We start from the raw sequence: 22855 nt of genomic DNA, 5'->3' as shown, positions 1-22855 counted from the left end.
GTTTTATCATAAAATCTACATTTATCTGCTTACAAACTAATAATGGGTTGCACCATCATAAATAGTAGTCCTACTACAAAAATAATAATATACAATGCACTTAAACCTATAAAATAAATGCGCCATAATTTTTTAAACCATAAACTAAACTTTAATTCTTGTGTATGCCGCCATGCACCTATTGTAAAAAAACTAGCCACTATCACTAATATCGCTGCTGTTGCAAAACCTACAGCATACCCTGTCAACGCCTCCACATATAATGGTATTGCAAAAATTAATAATAATGTTGTACCATCTGCTGCACGCCCAACGGCTTTAGCCAATTGTTTAGTTCGCTTAACTTCTATAATTACAACCATGATAAATAAAAGGAATGGACAAAATAAAAATACACTTATAATAGTTTGTAACATATTCATATATAGCGCTCCTCAATGGCTCGTAACAACTGATATATTACGCTTAACTTTGGCATTTTCTCAGCATTTCCTAACGCTAATACTTCACCTACAATTTCATTGATTTCACTTTTACGCTCAGCCAAAAAATCACTTAACATGGAGGAGGTGTTGTATGCCGTTTGTTGGCATACTTGTTCAATCATGTTGAATGGGGCAAGTGGACAATATTGCGGAATACCTTGTTGCAATTCTTTGTAGATTGCCTGCATTGTAGCATATGCTGATGCATTCGTTAAGAGCTCGCCATTAGAGATACGCATAATCGCTGTTAGAGGGTTGATTACCGTATTTATAATAGCTTTTTGCCATAACAGTGCGGTCGTATCCGAAACGCTCTCTACAGGCAATGCTAAGCTGTTTAAATGCATTAACTTATGTTGGACAGGTGCTGCTATGCGCAATAGCCCGCTACCTCTTGCTGCCACTGTAAAATCATTGATAGATTGAGCTCCCATTGTTACCGTGCCTGCGTAAGTATTCGGTAATTGTTTTAACAATGGTAAATGTGCCAAGCCATTTTGTAAAAAAAGTATTGAAGCGTCGTTAGTGATTTGTTGTAACATTGGTAAAATGTCTGGTAGAGCATAGGACTTTACAGTGACAATATATACCGATGCACTTGGTAAAGTGGTCGTTGCTGGTATGGTAAAGGTTGGTCCATTCTCTAACTTAATGCCATGTGTTACTATCGCTTGTTTTTGTTGCTCTCTTCGTACTACCATTGTTAGATCATGATGCTGTACTAGTATCGTAGCCAGCCGCTTGCCAATTGCTCCTGCACCAATAATCGCTATTTTCAAAGTAACTTCCTCCATTACGATATGACATGATAAAAAAAGAAACCGGTAACTTGCACGGTTTCCTCTTTAACGGATGTATTATTTCTTAGACTTTGTTAAAAAGTGATTTACAGCGGCATGGTGTGCTTCACTTTCCCATAGTTTAGCACAAGTTCGCACTTCTTCCATCACTCGCTCATACATATTTCGCTCTCGCCATTTACGCAACTCAATCTCTTTATAAGCACGATGTACGGAAGGATGGATTTTGCGCATATGTTCAATAAACACATTCAACGCTTCCATTTTATCTCCTTCAAACACACGCATAGCCCAGCCAATATCATGTAATAATGTGGCTTCATATGGTTTGGCATCAATAAGCATTTTTAAAGCGCGATCATGACGCAAACCTCTTTCAAATAAATACGTACCACCGCCCCAGCCACTCGTTATGGCTAATGTACCTTGAATAAAGCCGCATTTTGCATGACTGGCTACTAGACGAAAATCACAAGCTGTAGCAATTTCACAACCACCACCAACAGCCGTACCATTAATCAAAGCAATTGTAGGTACTTGCAGTGTCGCTAGTTCGTATAAAATTTGCCCCATCTTACTTAGCATCCCAAAAGCTTGCTCTTCCGTTTCTAAAGCATGGAATACGGATAAATCTCCCCCTGAACAAAATGATTTCTCTCCCGCGCCTGTAATGACTAAAAAACGTACATCATCATGTGTTTGAATATATGTAATAACTTTTTTCAAACCATCCATTACTTCGTCATTCACAGCATTACGTTTTTCCTCACGATCAATCGTAAATGTTAAAATGCCTGCTTCGTTATTAATGTGATATGCCATTTTATTTTCCCCCTTTGTTTACAAATAAAATTGTAGCATAATTTCACGATTTTTTATGTATAAAAAAAGACTGCCAGAGAGCCATGGTCTCTCTAACAGTCTGAATAGCAGAATACTGTATTATTTTGCTACTACTTCTTTACCTTTGTAGTGACCGCAAGCTTTACATACGCGGTGAGATAATTTAGCTTCACCACAGTTTGGGCATGCTACCATACCAGGTACAGATAATTTGAAATGCGTACGACGCTTTCTTTTTGCAGTTTTAGAAGTTCTTCTAAATGGTACAGCCATGAATGGCACCTCCTTACAGATTGTTATTCATCTGTTTGATCAAAAAACTTAGCTAAATCAGCCAGTCTTGGATCCACTTTTGGTTCGTCATTTTTTTCAAGCAATAATTGCTCTTCATCTGTTTGATATGTCCAACCTTTTCCTTCACGCGAGCGCTCTTCAGAACCTTCTTTAAACACTTGCATTGGGACAGATAGTAGAAGTAACTCTTCTAATATCGGCTGTAAATCGACGACTTCATCTTCTAGATAATGAATATCTTCTGAATCTTCATCGCCACGCATATCTTCATCCATCCAACTGAAAATTTCAATTGTATCAATGGATAATGGATAAACAACATCTTCCCATGTGCGAGCACATGGCAATGTTAATTCACCACTCAAATGTAAATGACAAGTCATTTGCGATGCACTAAATGTGCAAAGTCCTGTTATATGAATAGGCGAAACTTGACGAATATCTTTATTTCGCTCTTTCACTTCGTCCAATTGAACCGTAAGATCAATTGGCATTCCGTCTCGGCGAAACTTCGATAATTGATGAATTGACCATTTCATACGTTTTATCACCTCAAGACAACAATGTTGATTATATAATGTGGAAAATTAGATGTCAAGATAATTTCTTGTCACGCCATCATTTCACTCGTATAATAAACGTACATTATGACAAAAGGAGGATTTTTATGCAAGCAGTAGGCGTTGTAGTAGAGTATAACCCTTTTCATAACGGACACCTTTATCACCTTCAACAAGCAAAAGAAGCCTCACAAGCAACTGTAGTGATTGCCGTTATGAGTGGACAATTTTTACAGCGTGGTGAACCTGCTATTGTCGACAAATGGACACGAACGCAAATGGCCTTATTAAATGGTGCTGACATCGTTTTTGAGCTTCCCTTTCATTATAGCACAGCTCAAGCTAAAGACTTTGCTAAAGGAGCTGTAACTTTATTAGATGCCGCTTGTTGTCATGATGTTGCCTTTGGCACTGAAGACGGTGACATCGCACCATTCTACAACACATGGCATCTTTTAAAGCAAGATCAAGTACGATTCAATCAATTTATTCAACAACAAATCAAAACAGGTGTTAGTTATCCAAAAGCTATGCAGTATGCTTTTTCGCAACTTACGGGTAATGAGAATACACCATATGCTGACTTGACTCAACCCAATAACATTTTAGGCTTTGAATATATTAAAGCTGCACAACCTTTAGCCATTCGTCCAATAGCCATCCAGCGCATTGCAGCACATTATCATGATACAAGCTTTCATCATCAAACAATTGCTAGTGCTACAGCTATTAGACACGCCATGCAACAAAACATGGATATTACACCTATGCTACCATCCACATCTCAACAATTGTTACAACAATTTATTCGTCAGCAGGCATCATTTATGGACTGGGAGAAGTTGTACCCATTTTTACGTTTTTCATTGTTACAATTATCACTCACACAATTACAACACTTTGCAGACGTAACAGAAGGCATTGAGTACGCATTAAAACGATACGCCAAAACCTGTCACAGTTTTGCTGAATTTATAACCGCACTCAAATCGAAACGTTATACACGCACAAGATTACAACGCATGTTAACGCAAATTTTATTAGGTGTAACCAAAGAAGAACGTCATTATCAAGAACCCACTTATTTGCGACTACTCGGTATGACTACACACGGTCAACAATATATTAAACAGTTTAAAAAACAATTTACATTACCTCTTATTAGCCGTGTAGGAGCTACAACTAACACACAACTACAGCTAGATTGTAAGGCTACTGATATTTACTCGTTAGGTTTAAAGCAAGCGTTAACCCCAGACTATAAAAGAACACCCATCCGCTTATGAATGGGTGTTCGCTTATTTTTTATGAGGTAGTTGGGCTAAGTAATCGATAGCATCTTGTAGTGTCTGTACAGGCACAATTTTCATGTCTGTTTTAATTTTTTTCGCCGTCGCTACAGCTTCCTCATAATTTGTGACAGCATCAGGAAAAGCCTTTTTATACTCAGGTTCTAATGGGGCATCTAACGCAAAGAAGATTTCCATACCATCGTGGTCAGCTGCGATTACTTTTTGCTTAGCGCCACCGATACGCCCTACATTACCTTCCGCATCAATTGTTCCTGTTCCTGCTACTTGGTAACCTTTTGTAATATCATCTGCACTCAATGCATTAATAATACCTAGAGTAAACATTAACCCCGCTGAAGGGCCACCTATAGCGCCAGCTTCAACTTTAACGTCTGGCTCTGTAACAACTTCTAACGACTCCATAAAGCTCACGCCAAGCCCTATACGTTGCGCCTTATCGCCAGGGATTTTTTGTAATAAAATCGTGGTTGTATGTTCCGCACCATCACGCTCATATGTCACTTTTACTTCATCGCCTAATTGTTTTGGCTTTAAATATGTTTGAAGCATATCCATACTTGTAATTGGCTTGCGATCAATGGCTGTTAATTGGTCACCCGCTTGTAACTTGCCATCTGCCGCACCATTTTTTACAACTTGCACTAAATATACGCCTTTAAATTTTTCCTCCACAGGCTTATTTAAATAACGAAAAGCCGAGATAATCGCATTGGCTTGGGAGTCTTGCATTAATTTTTGTTGACGCATCTCATACTCATCCTCATCTTCATCAGGATGACGTACACGACCTACATCTAAAATTTCTTGTGTAGAGCTCATTAAAGCCCATGCATATGTAACAGGCGTAGCTTGCCTTTGTGCAATCGTCATTAAATTAAGTGTACCTTCATACGGTTTTGCGTCTTTCACTTCAATAAACTCTGACACATCATAAGCACTACCTGGTTGCATAATATAACTATCTAAGCGATAAAAATTAATAACAATCAAAAAGACAAAGAACATTGCCCAATATAACCAGCGTTTCATTGTCATCCCTCCTTTACACTGCTTCTTATTTTAGCACGCTACTTTGTCAAAAAACAAAAGCGATACTCTGTCTTTATCGAGTATCGCTTGTATCCTCACTTGTTAAACTTTTCTTCCAACGCATCTGCGACAATTTTTGGCACTAATCCTGTAACATCACTACCATATTTGGCTACTTCTTTAACAATACTAGAGCTTAAAAAAGAATGTTGATTTTTCGTCATAATAAAAAAGGTTTCTATAGATTCATCTAAAAAACGATTCATTGAGGTAATCTGCATCTCATATTCAAAATCTGAAACCGCGCGCAAACCACGTACAATTGCTTTTGCATTTTTAGACTTCGCATAATCTACAAGTAAACCACTAGAAGCGTCTACTTGTACATTGAGGAAATCTTTCGTGACTTCTTTAATAAGAGCAATGCGTTCTTCCACCGTAAATAATGATTTTTTCGATGAATTGTTCAAGACTGCAACATAAACCGTATCAAATACATCTGCTGCTCGCTTAATAATATCCAGATGACCTAATGTCACAGGGTCAAAACTCCCTGGCACTACTGCTGTGCGATGAGACATAGTCTCTATTCCCCCTTTGTTTGGAAAATCGAAATTGCAATATCACCATATACTTCTGTTCGTTGACAAACAAAGTCCCCATAAGCTTCAGCTAGCGTAAATTGTTTGCTATGCTCGCAAATAATCATGCCATCCTTTGCTATTTTGTTCGCTTCAACAAGTTGGTGAATAACATCATAATACATGATTTTTGCATAAGGCGGGTCAAGAAAAATAAGGTCAATCACTTCATCTCGCTTTATCAATGCCTTTACAGCACGCGTAGCATCATTACGATAACATTCCGTTTGCTCTTCATAGCGGCATTTCGCGATATTGTATTGCAAAGCTTGAAAAGCTTTATTATCTTTCTCAATGAAAATCCCGTGGTCCATCCCTCTACTTAGAGCTTCGAGACCTAAGCCACCACTACCTGCAAATAAATCAACGACTAATCCACCATCAAAATAAGGCCCTATTATATTAAATAATGACTCCTTCACCTTATCTGTCGTTGGTCGTGTATTATCCCCTTGGGCACTTTTTAATGGAATACCTTTACACTCCCCTGCCACTACGCGCATAAATCCACCTTACTTTCCTTCATTTGAATGAATGCGAATACTCCCTTCATTTTTTTCGAGTTCAATATTAAAAATACGTTGCAACCATGACTCCTCAATCAAATATTGATCTGCCACTTTAATAATAGGCTCTGATTTAACGTCGTGACGCGTCTGATTATGAACGTAGAACCCTGGTAAACGAGGGAAGCGATACGCATTTTGCTCATTATTTACATAATAGCCTTTATCGCCTTCTTCGGCAGAGTACCCTAAATGGGTTAATAAAGTATCAGCTGTATAGTAAATATGTTCATCTTTTATAATAACTTTTACATCCTCTTTTTCAAAGTCATTTACATAAACCGCACGCTCATCACTAAACAACAGTGGGAATACCGTTTCAGAGGCATCATTTTGTTCAAAATAATGTGTGGGCATACCAAAGACAGCTTCTAATTGCTCATCCATGATAGCTAATGTAATTGTCTCACCCTTCAAATCACGGATATGTTTGGCAAAGTCATCATATTGCGCATCCGTAGTTTCTTCTTTTAATTGTGCTAATACTTGTTGCGCTTTATCACTACCAATGGTTTTATTTGCATTTATTGTTACAATAATATCCTGCAACCATGCAGGTGCTTTTTTCATATTGTATTGTTGCTTAATTTGTTTAATAATAATTTGATTCTCAATAGTATCTACATCATAGGCTTGTAAAAATAAAAACTCATTCGTTTCTTCATTAATGAAATTACCATCTTTTACAATTGCCAAATGTCCTTTTTCTTTCACGACTCCATCAATGGATGCTAAAAAGGCTGGTGTGGGCGTTTCGTTCCCATAAATTGTATAATGAGCTGTTTGTTTTTGCATAGCCATAGGATTAACAGTCCAATACAATTGATTGACTGGGCCCTCACCACTAAACATCACATTATTCACAAGGGATAATTGCTGCTCGCCAACTAAAGGTAAACCTGATATCCAACTGCCGGATAATGCTTTGTCTGTTGAAATATGTACAACGGAATAAGATACTTCACCATTTTTTAAAGTAGCAAAGATATTCTTTAAAAGTTTCGTTTGGCTTAACCCGCCATCGATTGGGATCACGTATGATACCGATTGCGTTTTTGTCTCGCCTACTTTCATATGTGTTAAGTCTTCATCAATTCGATTACAACTATTTTTGCCTGAAATCAGGCAATCTGGATTATGTATGTTTTCAGGCCATATTAAATCAACACGTTGATTAGGTAGCCCTTTAAAATGATGCCTAATATCTAGGCTGTTATCACGGTACACAATTTCAATTTCTTGTGAATAATAGAAATTGCCATTACCAAGCTCTAAGTCTGTAGAATAGGTTTGATATTGAAAAAACAACATGCCACCAATCAAGCTTGCTAACACTGCAAAAAATCCAACTGCAAATTTCATATGCCTGTTCCTCCTGCAACATGTTACGATATATTTTTGAAAGGATGTGTTAAAAATGATTCAACAATTTATTGAACTAGGGAATGGCTATGGTGATGTATACGAATTACTCACATTAATTGATACAAACGAAACTCGTTTCCACCAAGCTTTTATTTTTAAAGCTGACGAAAAAGTTTCTTTGGCTGTAGCCTTTAAACCTGCTTTGGATAGTAAATTTATGCCGATTTATATTTGTCGAGAAGGCATCCCTTTTAATGAGGCAAAACCTTCCAAGCGCACACAATTATTCATTGATGCTGTCCATAAATTACAGCGAAAACCTGTTACTATTGAAGTGAAAAAATCGACTGATTTTAATGAAACTTCTCTATACTATCAATATTTAATCGGTATTTTACGTATGCACCACTACATTCCACATTTATAAACCAATTTTATAATCGTATTCTTTAGCTTTATCAGGTTTAGCATTTTCAAATACCGTATTTAAAAATGGACGATACGAAGGTACGACTTCTTTTACAAATGGTAAACGTTGTACTTTTTGTATCGTTTCTTCTAAATCTGCTTGATTCATATAAATTACAACATACTTTTGTTTGCGTGAAATATAGTGAATGTTTCCATATTTACGTAAAGATTTAGCATGTTTTAGTTGATATAAATAGACGATAATCCCTTGTCTTTCCTTCATTTTAACTCCCTCTTTTCTTTCAATAAGCATAACATATGAGCGTTTTTGATAGCAACAGCGTTTAGCTTACTGTTCACGGCTTTTTCCGTTATAATAGATATGATGGCAAATATTGCATGTATTTTCTTCTCGCAATATTTAGCTATGTTGTAGTAGTATGAATGTAACTTCACTTTTAAGGAGGATTATCATGGGTAAGAAAACTAAAATCGCCTTAGCTGTTGCAGCAGCAAGCGCAGCAGCTTGGGCAGGTACAAAAGCGATTGCAAAACCACAACAACGCGTAGGTAAAGCTGTTGTTCAAAACAAAAAACCGCTTGTATTTGCACACCGTGGTGGTGCACACTTAGCACCTGAAAACACGTTACAAGCATTTGAGAATGCTGTAAACCTTGGAGTAGATGGATTAGAACTTGACATTCGTCTTACAAAAGATGAAGAGATTCTTGTATTCCATGACGCATCAGTAGATCGTACAACAAATGGTGTAGGTTTAGTAGCCGACCTTACACTAGATGAAATTAAGGCGTTTAAGCATGGCTATAACTTCGAAGATTTAGAAGGCAATCATTCATTCCGCGATAAGCAAGTAGATGCTATTACTTTGCGTGAAGTGTTTGAAAAGTTCCCTGAACAAATCATCAATATTGATATTAAAGATGCTCCTGATACTTATGAAGGTAGTTTAATTCCTTCAAAACTATGGCGTTTAATTGAAGAAACGGATGTTCAAGATCGTGTGATTGTCACTAGCTTCTATAATGAGCAAATTGAACGTTTTAATTTATACGCTCAAGACCGTGTCGCTTTAGGCGCTAGCGAAACTGAAGTACGTAAAGCCGTAACAGCTTTCACAAGCCAGTTTGGTCACCTGTATAATCCTTCTGCAGACGTATTCCAAGTGCCTGCAAAGTCTGGTGTTGTATCACTTGATTCACCAAAATTTATTCATTTTTTACACAACTTAAATGTACCTGTACATTTCTGGGATGTGAATGATTTAGTTACAATGAATCGTTTAATCCGCATCGGTGCTAAAGGTATTGTTACAGATCGTCCAGACATTGCTCAAGTTTTATTTGAACAATATAAACAATAAAAAGAAGTTGACAAGTATTTTACTTGTCAACTTCTTTTATACTGCACATGAACAGCTTCCACCCGAGCCACAACCTGAGCCACAGCCATTATTTGCGTGATTTAAGAGCGGATTACTCACAGGCACCTTCACAGCCTGCGATACACTTTGCCCTATTAATAAGCTCATCTCATCTAATAAATCTTGAAAATCATTTTCAGCCAGTCGCAACTGGGCTACCTTATCATGTAAATCTAACGCACGTTTTTGTGTGCGAATATCCTTCATAATCTTTTGATAATCAGGGTGGTACTTACCAAAACGCTGTACATCCTCATATTGTTCTTTTGTATATTGAAATGCACGTATTTGTGCAACGAGTGTTTCATCGTTATAAACGGCTTGTTGAGCTTCTGCTAATACTTGGGCTAATTCAGATTGTTTAATCATCTCAATTAATTCATCTACCTCATCCAAAACAGAAACCCACTCCGATGTCATCATCATAATAATGCCTCCCATCCTATTTATCATACCAAAAATGTGATATGTTATCAGTAAATTTGTGTAGAAAGGAGAGCACCTTATGAAAGACTTAGAAAAATTATGGACAGTCGTTGCCAAAAATGCTTCCAAAGACGATGTCACAGCTATTACGCATTTTTTACAAGGGATTAATGCTAAACAACAATGGGAGTATACGCGCTATATTAATGCCACCTTGCATATGCACGGCGAATTTTACGCAGATCATAGCATCATCAGTATTCCAAATTCTCTTTTAATTCAAAATAGTATTCAAGTACCGCATGGCGGTATTCTTGCTACAATTGCTGATGCTGCTATGGGAGGGTTAGCTTCACGCGCTGCCCCTTTAGGTAAAAATGTAGTCACAACTAATTTAACAATGAATTATATTGCTACAACAACAGCCCCAATCTTATATGCCAAAGGTACTTTTATCCACCGTGGGAATAAGACATTTGTGATGCAATGTACGATTGAGGATAGCTATCAAAGACGCCTTGCCACATCTTCTGCCACTTTCTTTGTCATCGATAAAAGAACGTAATAAAAAGTCACTTCTTACTCTAATCAAGAGTATCGAAGTGACTTATTTGAGTTCAACAGGTGAAGGCTCTCTAGGTATAGTAATTGGCTTAGCTACAATTTGTGTACACTTATCTTGCTCACAGCCAATACCTGTGTGTGTAAAGGTACCTTCTAGCAAAATCTTTTGTTGTTCTTCATCGTTTAACCAAGCATGCACTAATTCAATGGGGTCTAGCATTAACTCTCCGATTACTTCATCTACTTCTTCCGCTTGATAACCAAAAGATTTTGTACGTTCTTCAATATTACCTAATGTTGGGGATTCTTTTTCAAAATAGTTTTCTTCTACCATTTCTTCACTATGCATGGTAGCCAATTGCATCAAGATCTCATTTTTCTTTAAGGGCTTCTGTTTTTTATAATGCCGCTGTAAATTTACCAAGTCTAAAATTTGTTTATTAACAGCTTTCGTTACATCGCCTTTTAAGGCTAACTTTGTTCGAGGTCGATCAACAATTGTATCAAAATAAGTGATGTCATATGGATGCAACTTCACTAACGTTTCATAATCAAAAAAACGGATACCTGTCACTTTATTTTTTGTATTCACAAAAATTTGAGCTACGACATCTTCAAACTTTACCAATAAACGTTCAGATAAATCGTCATCTGTTAAAGCAAACGTATATAAAGTGTCCTCTACTGAAAGCATCACTTCTGGCTCAATGATCGTCGTACGGTACACCTCTTCTAACGTAGAATTTATCTCAAAAGGTGCGGTAGCTACCTCCCTACCTGCTACAAATACTTGTTTAACTTCTTTATCTAAAAGGGCCACCATCATAAACTCATCTGGGTTCTTATTATACACCCACCACTCATAACGATACGCTGAAGGTTCTTTACGAATAGGCTCTCCATATTGTTCGATTAAAGTTGCTTCATCTTTACCAATCAATGTTGAAACACCCTCTTTAGGACGTGGTAAAGCTGTGCTAGCATGAATTTGCATTTCGAGTGTAGGTGCTTGATCTTGCACAGGAGGTTGCTCTTTGTTTTGTGAGTATTTATAAAAAATGAAAGTTGCAATTGTCATAATTAATAAGATGCGAAATAAAGCCTTCACTCAAAATCCTCCCTTTCTCTTATCCCCTTCATTATAGCAATTGTACCGCTCTTGACACAATGTTGCCATTGCAACAAAGGCATTTTTGCTCTATTATAAAAATGAGCGTATATTATTTGTACGAAAAGCTGAAGGAGGATTATATCATGTATATTGAAAACACAAAACTTGAAGATATAGTTGCACCACAAAACCTAGTTGAAGATATTATGGCACGTCAAGGACTTGAGTGCACAGGTGCGTGGGACTATGACCGTAAAACTTTTGACCGTCGTTTTGATGTACGCGAAGGTCGTTATTACTTACGTGTGTTCACTTATGCTAAATCTGGCGATGTTGGTGCACACAATGCTGAACTTTGCATTTTAAAACCTGTAATCGGTAAATACTACTATCCACATGGTGTAGAATATGGTGAAGACGAAGTTTTCCCAACTCACTTAGTGAAAAAATGCGAAGAGCTGTTAGCAAACGTACAAAAAGATTTCGCTGAGATGGGTATCACAGCACAATAAAAGTAAAAGACGATAGGCATTTGCTTATCGTCTTTTTTATTTACGTACCTAATATCGCTTTGATGACAGATGTTGTTTCTCCACCAGTGTATAACACATATAATAAGGAGTAAACAGCGACGCCTGTAATAGCTACGAAAAACCAAATAATACTTGTAATTGGTCCAATGCGACGGTGTAACTTTAAATTATTTTTAAAACCTGATAATAAACTAACAATGCCAAATACAGCTCCCGAAGTGGCTAAAGTAATATGGAAGATTAAGAAAAACGTGTAGTACTTTTTCAAATCATCCGGCCCACCAAATGCTGTATTACCTATAAATATCGTACGTGAAGCATATATAATAAAGAAGATTAACGCTGCCACTCCAGCAGCCATCATTACTTTACGATGCGCCTCTACTTTTCCTTTAACAATAAGCCCCCACCCAATAGCTACTAATACCGCACTAATAACAATAAAGGTTGTACTGATTGTGGGTAGCACTGGAACACTAATACCCATGCTGATTCTCCTCTTTTATGACAAATGTTGTTGTTTTAAGCTTTCTTGCTCTTTATGCCATTTTTCTTGATGCGCTTTTAATGCTTTTTCCGTTACTTCGTCTGCTGTTGCACGGTCTTCACGGTACCAACGCATAAAGTAAATGGTGATTAAAACACCAAAGATGATTTCTTGTAAGATTTTCATAATAACGCCACCCATTTGTTGATCCGTTACTGTTGATAAAGATGTAAACGTCTCTGGACCTGAAATGGATACTGGTAAACTCGCTAGTGTGTCAACAGGCACACATAATTCCATTGCCTTTAACCAAGCCTCACCATCTGTATACGTCGTATAAATAGGCTCTCCAGCAAAAATAATTAATGCACATGCTGGCGTAATTAATACTGCATTCCCAATAATGTATGCAATACTATATAGATTTTTCATTTTCTTACCATTTGGTATCGGATTCATTAATGGCCAATACATTAACATAGCAGATACAAATAACAATAAGGTAAAACCACCGTGTAACCATGTATTCAATTTAACATAGTCTAAGACTACTGGTAAGTGATAGACAGAAAATAGCCCTATAAACAGTAAAATAGCGACTAGTGGCTGTGTAAACACTTTTAACAGGTTACGAATAATAGGTACTTCTACTACAGGTTTCCAAACCCACCAAGGTATCCCTTTAATAACGAAGATCGGCAATAATAAGAGCATTAATGCCATTTGAATCATATGTAGCGTAAATAAAATATGCCCCATTAAATCAATAGGCGTTCCCTTAATACCATAAAATAATACCATTGCTAAAATAAAATAAATTGCTTCTTCTCGCTTTAAAGGTTCGCTTTCTTTAAATTTATGACGGAACTTGACAGTTATTAAAAAATATAATGCTGTTAATAACAACACGCCAACCATTAACTCTGGGTTCCATAAAGCTCTAAAGCCAAAAATACTTATAGACATGCATACCGCACTCCTTTAACCTCAATATGTTTATTATAAGGGGCGATGGTGCCAACTGCAATGAACGAAGCGTGACATTTTACAATAAAAAATAGCTATCCATCGCTGGATAGCTATTTGTGTTTCTTATAGGTTCCACCAAATGATTGTTACAAATGCAAGGATCATTAAGAATGCGAAGAACATTCCTGTCCACATAAACATTGTAACAACACCAATTTCGTGTGCTGTTTTTTCTTCCATGTGCATGAAAGAATACAATTGTAAAACAACTTGTACACCAGCCATTAATAAAATGATTGGTAAAACTAAGTTAGCAGAGAATCCTGCACCCACTAATGAGAACGCTACTAGTGTTAGGAAAATCATGATCGCAAAGTTTACAACTTGCTTTTGCATTGTTGCTTTGTTGTTTTGTTTGTAATACTCATGTTGAGCACTAGTACGTGTTACTGTCGGTGTGTCGTGTGCCATATTAACCTACCACTCCCATCAAGTAAACTACTGTAAAGATAAATACCCAAACTACGTCGATAAAGTGCCAATAAAGTGATGCTACAAAGTATTTTGGAGCATTGTATAAGCTCAAGCCACGCTTAGCGTTACGTAAAATTAACGCTGTAATCCATACTAAACCTACAGATACGTGGAAACCATGTGTACCTACAAGTGTATAGAATGCTGAAGCGAAAGCTGATGAACCAAATGTAAAGCCTAAACCTACATAGTGGTTAAACTCATAAACTTCTAATGCTAAGAATGAAGCACCTAATAATACAGTAATGAACATCCATAATTGAACGCCTTTAAAGTTATAGTTTTTCATATGGTACATAGCATAAACTGAAGTTAATGAAGATGTTAATAAAATCATTGTCATGCCAAATGCAAGTGGTAATTCATATAACTCTTGAGTTGTGAATTCCATACCTGCTGGGCCTTTATTTTTAAGTGCAAGGTAAGTAGCAAATAAACTCGCGAACAGTACAATCTCACAAGCTAGGAATAACCAAAAGCCTACGAACTTATTTTTACCTTCCAACGTCGCTTGTTCTGCATGTTCAGGCCAAGTTTGTGGAGTAAATTTAGTGTTGTAGTCCATTATTTGTTACCTCCTTTTTTGCCATATAATTCTTCTTCTAATGCTTCAATTTCAGCTACAGTTACATAGTAACCATGATCATCTTTAAGTGAACGATAAATCATTGAGCCGAAAGTGATAACTAAACCAATGACTAATACTGGGATTGCCCAAGTACGTGAATCGTCTGCAACGCCTAGTGGGCTATAAAGCGCACCGAATGATGCAATGAATAAACCTAATGACATTACAAATGGAACAATTGAGTTATTAGGCATATGAATATCGCCTAATGGCTCTGCATAAACCATACCTTCTTTGTTACCTTCTTGTTTTTCAATCCAATATGGATCTAAACCACGTACAAGAGGTGTTTGACGGAAGTTATAGAATGGGATTGGCTGTGGAATCGCCCACTCAAGCGTACGAGTATCGCCCCATGGGTCATTACCAGCTGGTTCCCCTTTAATTGCTGTAATAATAACGTTTAACACTAATAAAATTACACCTGCACTCATTAAGAATGCACCAATTGTTGAAATAAAGTTAAATAAATCCCAACCTTGATCTGGCATGTATGTGAATACACGACGTGGCATACCCATTAATCCTAAGAAATGCTGTAGGAAGAATGTCATATGGAAACCAATGAAGAATATCCAGAATGTAATTTTACCTAATGTTTCATTTAACATACGGTTAAAGAATAATGGCCAATAGAAGTGTGTTGACCCTAATAGACCTAATACGATACCACCAACGATTACATAGTGGAAGTGAGCTACGATAAAGTAAGAATCGTGTAATTGGTAGTCAAGCGGCGCTGTTGCCTGCATGATACCTGTAACCCCACCAGCTACGAATGATGGAATGAAACCAAGTGCATAAAGCATTGGTGTCGTAACTTTAATTGAACCGCCCCAAACTGTTAACAACCAGTTAAAGACTTTCATACCTGTTGGTACTGCGATTGCCATTGTAGCTACCGCGAAGATTGCGTTCGCTGTTGGTCCAAGACCTACTGTGAACATATGGTGAGCCCAAACCATGAAGCCTAGGAAACCAATTAAAATTGTTGCGAATACCATTGAAGAGTATCCGAATAGACGCTTACGTGAGAACGTTGGAATAATCTCAGAGAATAAACCAAACGCTGGTAATACTAGAATATATACTTCAGGGTGACCAAAGATCCAGAATAAATGCTCCCAGATAATTGTGTTACCACCATACATTACATCAAAGAATTTCGCACTGAACATACGGTCAAATAATAAAAGAATAAGACCTGCTGTTAATGGTGGGAAACCGAATAAGATTAATGCACTTGTTACAAATGTAGTCCATGTGAATAATGGCATACGCATAAATGTCATACCTGGTGCGCGCATGTTAATAATTGTAACTAAGAAGTTGATACCTGAAATCAAAGTACCAGCACCTGATACTTGTAAACCTAAAACATAGAAATCTACACCGTGCCCTGGTGAGTAAAGCGATAATGATGCATAAGATGTCCATCCAGCATCAGGCGCTCCTCCCATGAAGAATGATAAGTGTAGGAATAGTCCCCCTAGGAAGAATAACCAAAACCCTAATGAGTTAAGGAATGGGAACGCTACGTCACGTGCACCGATTTGCAATGGTACAATCATGTTCATAAATGCAAACAATAATGGCATGGCTGCTAGGAATAGCATTGTTGTACCGTGCATCGTTAATAGTTGGTTAAATGTACCAGCTGAAACGAAGTCGTTTTCTGGATACATAAGTTGGATACGCATAAGTACGGCTTCTAAACCAGCGATTACGAAGAACAGCGTACCACCAAGCAAGTACATTACTGCGATTTTTTTATGGTCGACAGTTGTTAAGTAGTCCCATACTGTTGCTCCAAAGCCTTTTTTCTTTACACTCGAGCTCACAACTTCTACCTCCCTCGATTATTTAAACTTGTATTCATTATTTTTCTTCTACAGATAAGCCCATGATGTATGAAGCTAATGCTTCAATTTCTTCGTCAGTAACTTGATATTTACCTGTCATTAAGTTACCTGGCTTGTATTTTTCTGGGTCTTTGATCCACTGTTGAAGTGCTTCTTCAGTGTGATCCATGAAACCAGCTGTACGATTACGGTCACCAAACGTTGTTAAGTTTGGACCTGGGTTTTGTTGTAAAGAAACTGGTGCGCCCACTGCTGAAACAGCGTGACAACCAATACAACTTTGTGCGAATGTAGCTTCACCTAAGTCTGTTGATTCAGGGTCTGCTGTTTGACCTTCTGTAGCTTGCATTGCTGCAACCCATTTGTCGAAGTTCTCTGGACTAACTGATTTTACTTTGAAGTCCATTAATGCGTGTGAAGGACCGCAAAGCTCAGCACATTTACCATAGAAAACGCCATCTTTTAAGTCTTCCGACTCTTTGTCAAACACTAAGTAGAATTTATTTAAGTTATCTACGTTAGTATCCATTTTACCGCCGATTGCAGGCACCCAGAATGAGTGTTTAACATCTGCAGCTTTTAAATTGAAGTAAACTTTTTCACCTGTTGGTACAACAAGTTCTTGTGCAGTAACAATATCATATTTAGGATATGAGAATTCCCACCAATATAATTTTGCTGTTACATCTACTGTAAGTGCTACTGGATTACCGTCTTCATCTACTTCGTCCATAGCTGCAACGTCACCTAATTTGTAAGTTGTCATTACTGTTGGTACAGCTAAGATTAGTAATAAGATAATTGGAATAACTGTCCAAATAATCTCTAGTTTGTGACTACCTTCTACTTGCTTCGGTATTACATCTTCGCCAACTTTTGAACGACGGAATTTGAAGAAAGCAATTAAGTAAATCACAGTTACAACAACAACTACGATTGTCATGATAGTAATAGCTAACATAAGTAAATTGTATTGTTCGCGTGCTACTTCACCTGCTGGCTTAAGTGCAGAAATAAATTCTTCACCACAACCTGAAAGGAATACCATCATCGCTGCTAAAAGCGAGAAAAGTCCCCATTTTTTAAGCCCTTTCATCATAGCTTAATTAAACCCCTCTTTCTTTGTTGTATTTTCATGTGCTTTTTCGACTGGTAAATGCGCTCTTTTATTGTGAACTGCTTGTCCATATCATTGTGCATTACTGTATCACATGCTCTCATTGTAGAATGTTATCCATAAATACGTTGCAACCTTTTGCTCATAAAAAACATCTACAGTAATGTGCACCCACTCAGCAATACTCTATGCTGAGCAAATTCGCATATGTACGAATTGTATGGTGATATAATTAGAGTTACATTTACCGTTCTCACATATTCAGCCCATGAGTCACAAATAACAAAAATTCACTTACATAAATAAATGTTGCATACGCTTCTTTACAATACGTGCTTTTATAACGACTGACAAACGGCATTTTTGTGAAATCTCCATACTTTTTGCATGTATATTTCACAATTCGTTTATGTTGTTACAAAACAAGTACGGATAAAAAAACGAGCTGTCAATTATTCTAGTAAGCATATTCCGCTAACTTAACTATAGCGAAATTCTCGCATAATTTCTAGACGTTTAGTGAAATTTCAATGAAGTTGTGAAAATTCATTTACGAACAAGAAATTTTAGTGAAATCAACATATCTATAGTAAAGCATTTTCTAAAATCATTTGTGAAGGTTAAAGCACGAAATTATGAACAATTTGTGAAATGGCTTTGACACTTCAGTTACCAACTTTTAAAGAAGTTGTGTTTTGTGCCTATATTCGATATTATCAAGTAGCAGAAACGCTTTCATTACAAGCGTCGATTGACTGATAAAAGTAGGTGGCTAAACTCTTATGCAACAAAGTAAATATATGAAGTGGTTTGCTGTCGGTGCCACAGTTGGTATGCTCCTTATTTTACTAGGTGGTGCCCTCGTTACAAAGACGGATAGTGGTTTAGGCTGCGGACGACATTGGCCGGGCTGTAATGGCTCTTTAATTCCAACTGAAATTACTAAAGAAGTATTAATTGAATTCTCTCACCGTGTTGTGACAGGTGCTGTGTCTATCTTTATTGTTATTTTAACCTTTTGGACGTGGCGTAAACTTGGACATGTACGTGAAGTGAAATTTTTAGGTTTCCTTGCTATTTTCTTTTTAGTTGCACAAGCATTAATTGGAGCTGCACAGGTTTTATGGGGACAAGGTGATTTTATTTTAGCCTTACACTTCGGTATCTCTTTAATTTCATTTGCTGCTGTATTATTGCTCACATTAATTGTATTTGAAGTAGATCAAAAATTTGATGCCGATGAAATAAGTATTGGCAATCCATTAAAATGGCATACTATTGGCATTACAATTTATTCCTACTTCGTTGTCTATACTGGTGCACTTGTACGCCATACAGATTCTAGTCTAATTTGTCCTGACTGGCCGCTTTGTTACAACAAAGATCCCTTTAACTTGCCAGACAATATGTACGAATGGGTACAAATGGGACATCGTTTTGCCGTATTGATTTTCTTTATTTGGATGTTAATTATTCTAATCCATGCTGTAAAACATTATAAAGAGCAACGCGTAATTTACTGGGGTTGGATTACAGCCTTCATACTTGTTGTGTTACAAATTGTAGCGGGATTATTTGTAATTACAACAGGCTTAGATTTAATTGTTTCACTCTTCCATTCGTTATTTATTTCACTGTTATTTGGCTTATTATGTTATATGATTCTACTCGTGTCACGTAGTGAATATAATAAGCGTAATCGTTAAAACGTAGCTAAAGAAAAATGTTAGACCGATTATCTCGGTCTAACATTTTTTCATTTATAAAGCGATGTAAGTGTTGTCAGAGATTACAGAGTGATACATTCGTCTTTTTTTGTTACTTGTAGCGTTTTTACGGTATACTATATGTCAATAAAAGGAGTGATATGATGTTTCTTGCCTGGAATGAAATTAAACAGAATAAATTACGTTTCATACTGATTAGCAGTGTATTATTATTAATTGCTTATCTTGTCTTTTTTTTATCAGGACTTGTTAATGGTTTAGCTAATATGAACCGAGAAGCTGTGGATAAATGGCAAGCAGACGCTATTATCTTAACAGATGAATCAGATAAAAGTTTACCTCAATCCATTTTATCTACAGATGATGTGTCTCAAGTGAAAAATGCCAACCATCTTGCACCTATTGCTCAAATCAATGCTATTGCTTCACGAGTTTCAGATGAAGATACACGACAGGGCGTTGCCATATTTGCTGTGCAACCCGATGATTTTATTGCACCAAATATTACAGATGGTCATATGTTTGGGCGTAAGGGTGATGTTGTAGCGGCGGATTATTTAAAAAGTGAAGGCTTTAAAGTAGGAGACAAGGTAAAACTCTCCTCTTCTGATAAATATGTTACCATTGTAGGTTTCACTGATCATGCACGCTTTAACGCAGCTCCTGTACTCTATACATCGTTTGAGACCATGCAACAAATTAAAGGATTACCAATAGAAAGCGACCCCTTAGTAAATGCTGTAGTTGTTCAATCCGAGAATATTTCAACAATTAAAGTTCCTACCTCTTTAGAAGTAGTAGAGACAGAAACGTTTATCGAAAAATTACCTGGTTATGCGGCTCAAAATATCACATTAACATTGATGATTGCTTTTCTTATCGTCATTTCATCTGTCATTATTGCTATCTTCTTATACGTATTAACCGTACAAAAAGCGAGCATGTTTGGCGTACTTAAGGCTCAAGGGATTAGCAATGCTTATCTTGCCCGCTCTGTTGTTGCTCAAACCTTTATTTTAACTGTAGTCGGCGTAGCTTTAGGTTTTGCCTTAACTTGGCTTACAGGTGCATTTCTTCCTTACAAAGTGCCTGTACAATTTGATATTCTATCCATGCTAATCTATGCACTTATCTTTATTATCGTAGCGATTTTAGGCGCTGTTTTCTCTGTATTAAGTATCTTTAAAATTGATCCATTGAAAGCGATTGGAGGTTAACATGATGCCCACTCTACAATTCATTGATGCATCTAAAACATTTGGTGACGGTCATAATACAATTAAAGCTTTGAAACCTACTACATTTTCGGCAAATGAAGGAGAATTGATTGCTATTATTGGCCCTTCTGGATCTGGAAAAAGTACCTTTTTAACTATTGCTGGCGGATTACAAACAGCCTCTGAAGGTGATGTTTTAATTAATGGACGCTCCCTCAAAAATATGAGAGAAAAAGAATTAGCCCAAGTACGCTTGCAAGATATTGGTTTTATTTTACAAGCATCAAATCTTGTACCATTTCTTACGGTGGACAAGCAGTTTTCACTTTTAGACCGTGTAAAACAACATAATATGTCACCTGAAGAACGTACACATCTATTTCAAACATTAGGCATTGAACATTTATTACAACAACTACCTAACGATTTATCAGGCGGTGAAAGACAACGTGTAGCTATTGCAAAGGCTTTATATACAAAGCCTGCTATTTTGCTTGCGGATGAGCCAACAGCCTCCCTAGACTCTGACAGAGCCTTTGAAGTGATGTCATTATTACAAAAACAAACTAAACTACAAAATAATACAACTATTGTTGTCACACACGATACACGTTTAATTCCTTACTTTGACAAAGTGTTTAAAATGACGGATGGCGTATTAAAGCAAGAAAACTAAAAATACGTCATAAATAAAACACTACTGGCAAATTTCAGTAGTGTTTTTCTATACCTTATTTGTTATCCACTTTATTTTGTTCAACTAAACGATTACGTTTCATTTTTTGTAATGTGGAAACATTAATTAAAATCCCCATTGCAAACGATAACACAAGCAATGATGTACCTCCCATACTAAAGAAAGGTAATGTGACACCTGTTAACGGAATTAAGCCAGTAACACCGCCTATATTAACGAATGTTTGTAAGCCAATCCAACTTGCAATCCCTGTTGCTAACATGCGCCCTAACGAATCGGTAGAGCGAATCGCTATTATAAAGCCCTTTAATACAATAAAGGCTAAACCACCTAACGCAATAGTAACTCCAACAATACCAAGTTCTTCTGAAATAATGGCTATAATAAAATCGGTGTGGGGTTCTGGCAAATAACCTAATTTTTGTACAGACTGCCCCATGCCAACGCCTTTTAAGCCTCCAGAGCCCATCGCAATGTAACCTTGTACAACTTGCATCCCATCACCCAAATAATCTTTAAATGGATCTAAAAACGAAGTAATACGACTCATACGATTACTTGTAAAGAAGTGAGGAGCTAAAAAGGTAACAACACCTACTAATGCTACACTACCTGCACCTACGAAACCGAACACCTTCCAAAAGGACTTAGCATTTAAATCACTTGCCATAATGACTGAAATTGTAATAGCAATAATTAATGTGGTTGCTCCGTAGTCAGGCTCTGTAATAACACATAAAATAACGCCCGCCCAAATCACCATAGGGATACGAATGTCTTTTAAGTACAAGTTATCGCTCTTCTTCGCCTTATTAGATAACACAGAGGCAAAGTATAAAATAACGAATAGCTTTACATATTCAGATGGTTGGAAGGGAATAATCGTGAATAAGTTTACCCAACTGCGTGAACCCACTTCTTCTGCACCTACACCTATTAACCATAAATTAATATACATCACAATCCATACTAAAATTGCGGTACCCATTATTTTACGCTCTTGATAAATCCGATAAGGTAATATCGCACCTACCACAAATACAAAGAAGGAAGCAATAATACTCGTTAACTGTTTTTTATAAAAATAATCAGGTGGCTGATCTTCAATCATGACAGCCACTAACATACTTGCACTATAAATCATAACCAAACCAAATAAACATAACACAACGTATGTAATAAATAGTCCATAATCAAAGTTTCGCAAATACTGTTTCATATAACGCTTCATGGC

Annotated in this window: 27 protein-coding genes; 8 read left to right on the top strand and 19 right to left on the bottom strand. The window is 36.9% G+C overall.

What is annotated here, in order from left to right:
- Nucleotides 1-29: 29 nt before the first annotated feature.
- The 5 genes from IEW44_RS07060 to IEW44_RS07040 all read right to left on the bottom strand — a co-directional run bounded on the left by IEW44_RS07060 (nt 30) and on the right by IEW44_RS07040 (nt 2961).
- Nucleotides 30-422: a DUF3397 family protein gene (locus IEW44_RS07060; protein ID WP_188614343.1), complete on the bottom strand. Its 393-nt coding sequence runs from the start codon at nt 420-422 to the stop codon at nt 30-32.
- On the bottom strand, nt 419-1264 hold the full coding sequence (locus IEW44_RS07055) for a ketopantoate reductase family protein (RefSeq protein ID WP_188614342.1): 846 nt from the start codon (nt 1262-1264) through the stop codon (nt 419-421). Before IEW44_RS07055 ends, IEW44_RS07060 begins: the two co-directional genes overlap by 4 nt.
- Before the next feature lie 78 nt (nt 1265-1342).
- A complete protein-coding gene (locus tag IEW44_RS07050) occupies nt 1343-2107 on the bottom strand; it encodes an enoyl-CoA hydratase/isomerase family protein (protein WP_188614341.1) in 765 nt (254 codons plus the stop codon).
- 120 nt (nt 2108-2227) lie between these two features.
- Nucleotides 2228-2401, bottom strand: a complete 174-nt coding sequence (rpmF, locus tag IEW44_RS07045) for a 50S ribosomal protein L32 (RefSeq protein ID WP_188614340.1) — start codon at nt 2399-2401, stop codon at nt 2228-2230.
- 23 nt (nt 2402-2424) lie between these two features.
- Complete coding sequence (locus IEW44_RS07040; protein ID WP_188614339.1) at nt 2425-2961, bottom strand: YceD family protein; 537 nt, start codon at nt 2959-2961, stop codon at nt 2425-2427.
- 128 nt (nt 2962-3089) lie between these two features.
- On the opposite strand from IEW44_RS07040, the gene IEW44_RS07035 reads away from it, so the two are divergent.
- On the top strand, nt 3090-4268 hold the full coding sequence (locus IEW44_RS07035; RefSeq protein WP_188614338.1) for a nucleotidyltransferase: 1179 nt from the start codon (nt 3090-3092) through the stop codon (nt 4266-4268).
- Nucleotides 4269-4280: 12 nt separating this feature from the next.
- Here IEW44_RS07035 and IEW44_RS07030 read toward each other — a convergent pair whose 3' ends face one another.
- From IEW44_RS07030 to IEW44_RS07015, 4 genes are all read right to left on the bottom strand, one after another.
- Nucleotides 4281-5324 (bottom strand): SepM family pheromone-processing serine protease, encoded by a 1044-nt coding sequence (locus IEW44_RS07030; RefSeq protein ID WP_188614337.1) that lies wholly within the window; start codon nt 5322-5324, stop codon nt 4281-4283.
- A 95-nt stretch (nt 5325-5419) separates the two neighbouring features.
- Nucleotides 5420-5905 carry a pantetheine-phosphate adenylyltransferase gene (gene coaD / locus IEW44_RS07025; RefSeq protein ID WP_188614336.1) on the bottom strand — a complete coding sequence of 162 codons (486 nt, stop codon included), beginning with the start codon at nt 5903-5905 and terminating at the stop codon, nt 5420-5422.
- A 5-nt stretch (nt 5906-5910) separates the two neighbouring features.
- On the bottom strand, nt 5911-6468 hold the full coding sequence (rsmD, locus tag IEW44_RS07020; RefSeq protein ID WP_188614335.1) for a 16S rRNA (guanine(966)-N(2))-methyltransferase RsmD: 558 nt from the start codon (nt 6466-6468) through the stop codon (nt 5911-5913).
- 9 nt (nt 6469-6477) lie between these two features.
- A complete protein-coding gene (locus tag IEW44_RS07015; protein ID WP_188614334.1) occupies nt 6478-7893 on the bottom strand; it encodes an RNA polymerase II in 1416 nt (471 codons plus the stop codon).
- A gap of 55 nt (nt 7894-7948) precedes the next feature.
- Between IEW44_RS07015 and IEW44_RS07010 the strand changes: the two genes are divergently transcribed.
- A complete protein-coding gene (locus IEW44_RS07010; RefSeq protein WP_188614333.1) occupies nt 7949-8323 on the top strand; it encodes a DUF7147 family protein in 375 nt (124 codons plus the stop codon).
- Here the strand turns inward: IEW44_RS07010 and IEW44_RS07005 are convergent.
- Nucleotides 8318-8590 (bottom strand): YlbG family protein, encoded by a 273-nt coding sequence (locus IEW44_RS07005; protein WP_188614332.1) that lies wholly within the window; start codon nt 8588-8590, stop codon nt 8318-8320. The genes IEW44_RS07010 and IEW44_RS07005 overlap by 6 nt on opposite strands.
- A gap of 190 nt (nt 8591-8780) precedes the next feature.
- Between IEW44_RS07005 and IEW44_RS07000 the strand changes: the two genes are divergently transcribed.
- A complete protein-coding gene (locus tag IEW44_RS07000) occupies nt 8781-9689 on the top strand; it encodes a glycerophosphodiester phosphodiesterase family protein (protein WP_188614331.1) in 909 nt (302 codons plus the stop codon).
- A 36-nt stretch (nt 9690-9725) separates the two neighbouring features.
- On the opposite strand, the gene IEW44_RS06995 is transcribed toward IEW44_RS07000, so the two are convergent.
- Complete coding sequence (locus tag IEW44_RS06995; protein WP_188614330.1) at nt 9726-10175, bottom strand: YlbF/YmcA family competence regulator; 450 nt, start codon at nt 10173-10175, stop codon at nt 9726-9728.
- Between the two features lie 79 nt (nt 10176-10254).
- Here IEW44_RS06995 and IEW44_RS06990 point away from each other — a divergent pair, with 79 nt between their 5' ends.
- Entirely contained in the window at nt 10255-10740 is a 486-nt protein-coding gene (locus IEW44_RS06990; protein WP_188614329.1) for a PaaI family thioesterase, read from the top strand.
- Nucleotides 10741-10782: 42 nt separating this feature from the next.
- Here IEW44_RS06990 and IEW44_RS06985 read toward each other — a convergent pair whose 3' ends face one another.
- Nucleotides 10783-11847, bottom strand: a complete 1065-nt coding sequence (locus IEW44_RS06985; RefSeq protein WP_188614328.1) for a CAP domain-containing protein — start codon at nt 11845-11847, stop codon at nt 10783-10785.
- A gap of 146 nt (nt 11848-11993) precedes the next feature.
- Here IEW44_RS06985 and IEW44_RS06980 point away from each other — a divergent pair, with 146 nt between their 5' ends.
- On the top strand, nt 11994-12362 hold the full coding sequence (locus IEW44_RS06980; RefSeq protein WP_188614327.1) for a YugN family protein: 369 nt from the start codon (nt 11994-11996) through the stop codon (nt 12360-12362).
- 40 nt (nt 12363-12402) lie between these two features.
- On the opposite strand, the gene IEW44_RS06975 is transcribed toward IEW44_RS06980, so the two are convergent.
- From IEW44_RS06975 to coxB, 6 genes are all read right to left on the bottom strand, one after another.
- A complete protein-coding gene (locus IEW44_RS06975) occupies nt 12403-12870 on the bottom strand; it encodes a DUF420 domain-containing protein (RefSeq protein WP_373286134.1) in 468 nt (155 codons plus the stop codon).
- A gap of 15 nt (nt 12871-12885) precedes the next feature.
- On the bottom strand, nt 12886-13836 hold the full coding sequence (ctaG, locus tag IEW44_RS06970; RefSeq protein ID WP_188614326.1) for a cytochrome c oxidase assembly factor CtaG: 951 nt from the start codon (nt 13834-13836) through the stop codon (nt 12886-12888).
- 126 nt (nt 13837-13962) lie between these two features.
- Nucleotides 13963-14310 (bottom strand): cytochrome C oxidase subunit IV family protein, encoded by a 348-nt coding sequence (locus IEW44_RS06965; RefSeq protein ID WP_188614325.1) that lies wholly within the window; start codon nt 14308-14310, stop codon nt 13963-13965.
- Between the two features lies 1 nt (nt 14311).
- The gene (locus IEW44_RS06960; protein ID WP_188614324.1) at nt 14312-14938 is read right to left on the bottom strand and encodes a cytochrome (ubi)quinol oxidase subunit III; all 627 of its coding nucleotides are present in this window, start codon (nt 14936-14938) and stop codon (nt 14312-14314) included.
- Nucleotides 14938-16842, bottom strand: a complete 1905-nt coding sequence (ctaD, locus tag IEW44_RS06955; RefSeq protein WP_188614323.1) for a cytochrome c oxidase subunit I — start codon at nt 16840-16842, stop codon at nt 14938-14940. The genes IEW44_RS06960 and ctaD overlap by 1 nt, the downstream gene beginning before the upstream one ends.
- Before the next feature lie 37 nt (nt 16843-16879).
- On the bottom strand, nt 16880-17962 hold the full coding sequence (gene coxB / locus IEW44_RS06950; RefSeq protein WP_188614322.1) for a cytochrome c oxidase subunit II: 1083 nt from the start codon (nt 17960-17962) through the stop codon (nt 16880-16882).
- Between the two features lie 800 nt (nt 17963-18762).
- Between coxB and IEW44_RS06945 the strand changes: the two genes are divergently transcribed.
- The 3 genes from IEW44_RS06945 to IEW44_RS06935 all read left to right on the top strand — a co-directional run bounded on the left by IEW44_RS06945 (nt 18763) and on the right by IEW44_RS06935 (nt 21600).
- Nucleotides 18763-19686: a COX15/CtaA family protein gene (locus IEW44_RS06945; protein ID WP_188614321.1), complete on the top strand. Its 924-nt coding sequence runs from the start codon at nt 18763-18765 to the stop codon at nt 19684-19686.
- A 164-nt stretch (nt 19687-19850) separates the two neighbouring features.
- The gene (locus IEW44_RS06940) at nt 19851-20924 is read left to right on the top strand and encodes an ABC transporter permease (protein WP_188614320.1); all 1074 of its coding nucleotides are present in this window, start codon (nt 19851-19853) and stop codon (nt 20922-20924) included.
- A gap of 4 nt (nt 20925-20928) precedes the next feature.
- Complete coding sequence (locus tag IEW44_RS06935) at nt 20929-21600, top strand: ABC transporter ATP-binding protein (RefSeq protein ID WP_188614556.1); 672 nt, start codon at nt 20929-20931, stop codon at nt 21598-21600.
- Nucleotides 21601-21655: 55 nt separating this feature from the next.
- On the opposite strand, the gene IEW44_RS06930 is transcribed toward IEW44_RS06935, so the two are convergent.
- Nucleotides 21656-22852, bottom strand: coding sequence for an FtsW/RodA/SpoVE family cell cycle protein (locus IEW44_RS06930; RefSeq protein ID WP_188614319.1), 1197 nt, complete (start codon nt 22850-22852; stop codon nt 21656-21658).
- Nucleotides 22853-22855 lie beyond the last annotated feature (3 nt).

This window comes from Lysinibacillus alkalisoli, assembly GCF_014643595.1.
Classification (GTDB): domain Bacteria; phylum Bacillota; class Bacilli; order Bacillales_A; family Planococcaceae; genus Metalysinibacillus; species Metalysinibacillus alkalisoli.
This window is presented reverse-complemented; position numbering and strand designations above follow the sequence as displayed.

Bases quoted from the DNA above. Each gene is read 5' to 3' on its own strand.
- coxB (WP_188614322.1), bottom strand. From the start codon at position 17,962: ATGATGAAAGGGCTTAAAAAATGGGGACTTTTCTCGCTTTTAGCAGCG.
- IEW44_RS06940 (WP_188614320.1), top strand. From the start codon at position 19,851: ATGTTTCTTGCCTGGAATGAAATTAAACAGAATAAATTACGTTTCATA.
- IEW44_RS06965 (WP_188614325.1), bottom strand. From the start codon at position 14,310: ATGGCACACGACACACCGACAGTAACACGTACTAGTGCTCAACATGAG.
- IEW44_RS06975 (WP_373286134.1), bottom strand. From the start codon at position 12,870: ATGGGTATTAGTGTTCCAGTGCTACCCACAATCAGTACAACCTTTATT.
- IEW44_RS07010 (WP_188614333.1), top strand. From the start codon at position 7,949: ATGATTCAACAATTTATTGAACTAGGGAATGGCTATGGTGATGTATAC.
- IEW44_RS06990 (WP_188614329.1), top strand. From the start codon at position 10,255: ATGAAAGACTTAGAAAAATTATGGACAGTCGTTGCCAAAAATGCTTCC.
- IEW44_RS06935 (WP_188614556.1), top strand. From the start codon at position 20,929: ATGCCCACTCTACAATTCATTGATGCATCTAAAACATTTGGTGACGGT.
- IEW44_RS07040 (WP_188614339.1), bottom strand. From the start codon at position 2,961: ATGAAATGGTCAATTCATCAATTATCGAAGTTTCGCCGAGACGGAATG.
- IEW44_RS07000 (WP_188614331.1), top strand. From the start codon at position 8,781: ATGGGTAAGAAAACTAAAATCGCCTTAGCTGTTGCAGCAGCAAGCGCA.
- IEW44_RS07060 (WP_188614343.1), bottom strand. From the start codon at position 422: ATGAATATGTTACAAACTATTATAAGTGTATTTTTATTTTGTCCATTC.
- IEW44_RS06945 (WP_188614321.1), top strand. From the start codon at position 18,763: ATGCAACAAAGTAAATATATGAAGTGGTTTGCTGTCGGTGCCACAGTT.
- IEW44_RS07005 (WP_188614332.1), bottom strand. From the start codon at position 8,590: ATGAAGGAAAGACAAGGGATTATCGTCTATTTATATCAACTAAAACAT.
- IEW44_RS07035 (WP_188614338.1), top strand. From the start codon at position 3,090: ATGCAAGCAGTAGGCGTTGTAGTAGAGTATAACCCTTTTCATAACGGA.
- ctaG (WP_188614326.1), bottom strand. From the start codon at position 13,836: ATGTCTATAAGTATTTTTGGCTTTAGAGCTTTATGGAACCCAGAGTTA.
- IEW44_RS07050 (WP_188614341.1), bottom strand. From the start codon at position 2,107: ATGGCATATCACATTAATAACGAAGCAGGCATTTTAACATTTACGATT.
- IEW44_RS07030 (WP_188614337.1), bottom strand. From the start codon at position 5,324: ATGAAACGCTGGTTATATTGGGCAATGTTCTTTGTCTTTTTGATTGTT.
- IEW44_RS06995 (WP_188614330.1), bottom strand. From the start codon at position 10,175: ATGATGATGACATCGGAGTGGGTTTCTGTTTTGGATGAGGTAGATGAA.
- rsmD (WP_188614335.1), bottom strand. From the start codon at position 6,468: ATGCGCGTAGTGGCAGGGGAGTGTAAAGGTATTCCATTAAAAAGTGCC.
- IEW44_RS07015 (WP_188614334.1), bottom strand. From the start codon at position 7,893: ATGAAATTTGCAGTTGGATTTTTTGCAGTGTTAGCAAGCTTGATTGGT.
- IEW44_RS06930 (WP_188614319.1), bottom strand. From the start codon at position 22,852: ATGAAGCGTTATATGAAACAGTATTTGCGAAACTTTGATTATGGACTA.
- IEW44_RS06960 (WP_188614324.1), bottom strand. From the start codon at position 14,938: ATGGACTACAACACTAAATTTACTCCACAAACTTGGCCTGAACATGCA.
- IEW44_RS06980 (WP_188614327.1), top strand. From the start codon at position 11,994: ATGTATATTGAAAACACAAAACTTGAAGATATAGTTGCACCACAAAAC.
- coaD (WP_188614336.1), bottom strand. From the start codon at position 5,905: ATGTCTCATCGCACAGCAGTAGTGCCAGGGAGTTTTGACCCTGTGACA.
- rpmF (WP_188614340.1), bottom strand. From the start codon at position 2,401: ATGGCTGTACCATTTAGAAGAACTTCTAAAACTGCAAAAAGAAAGCGT.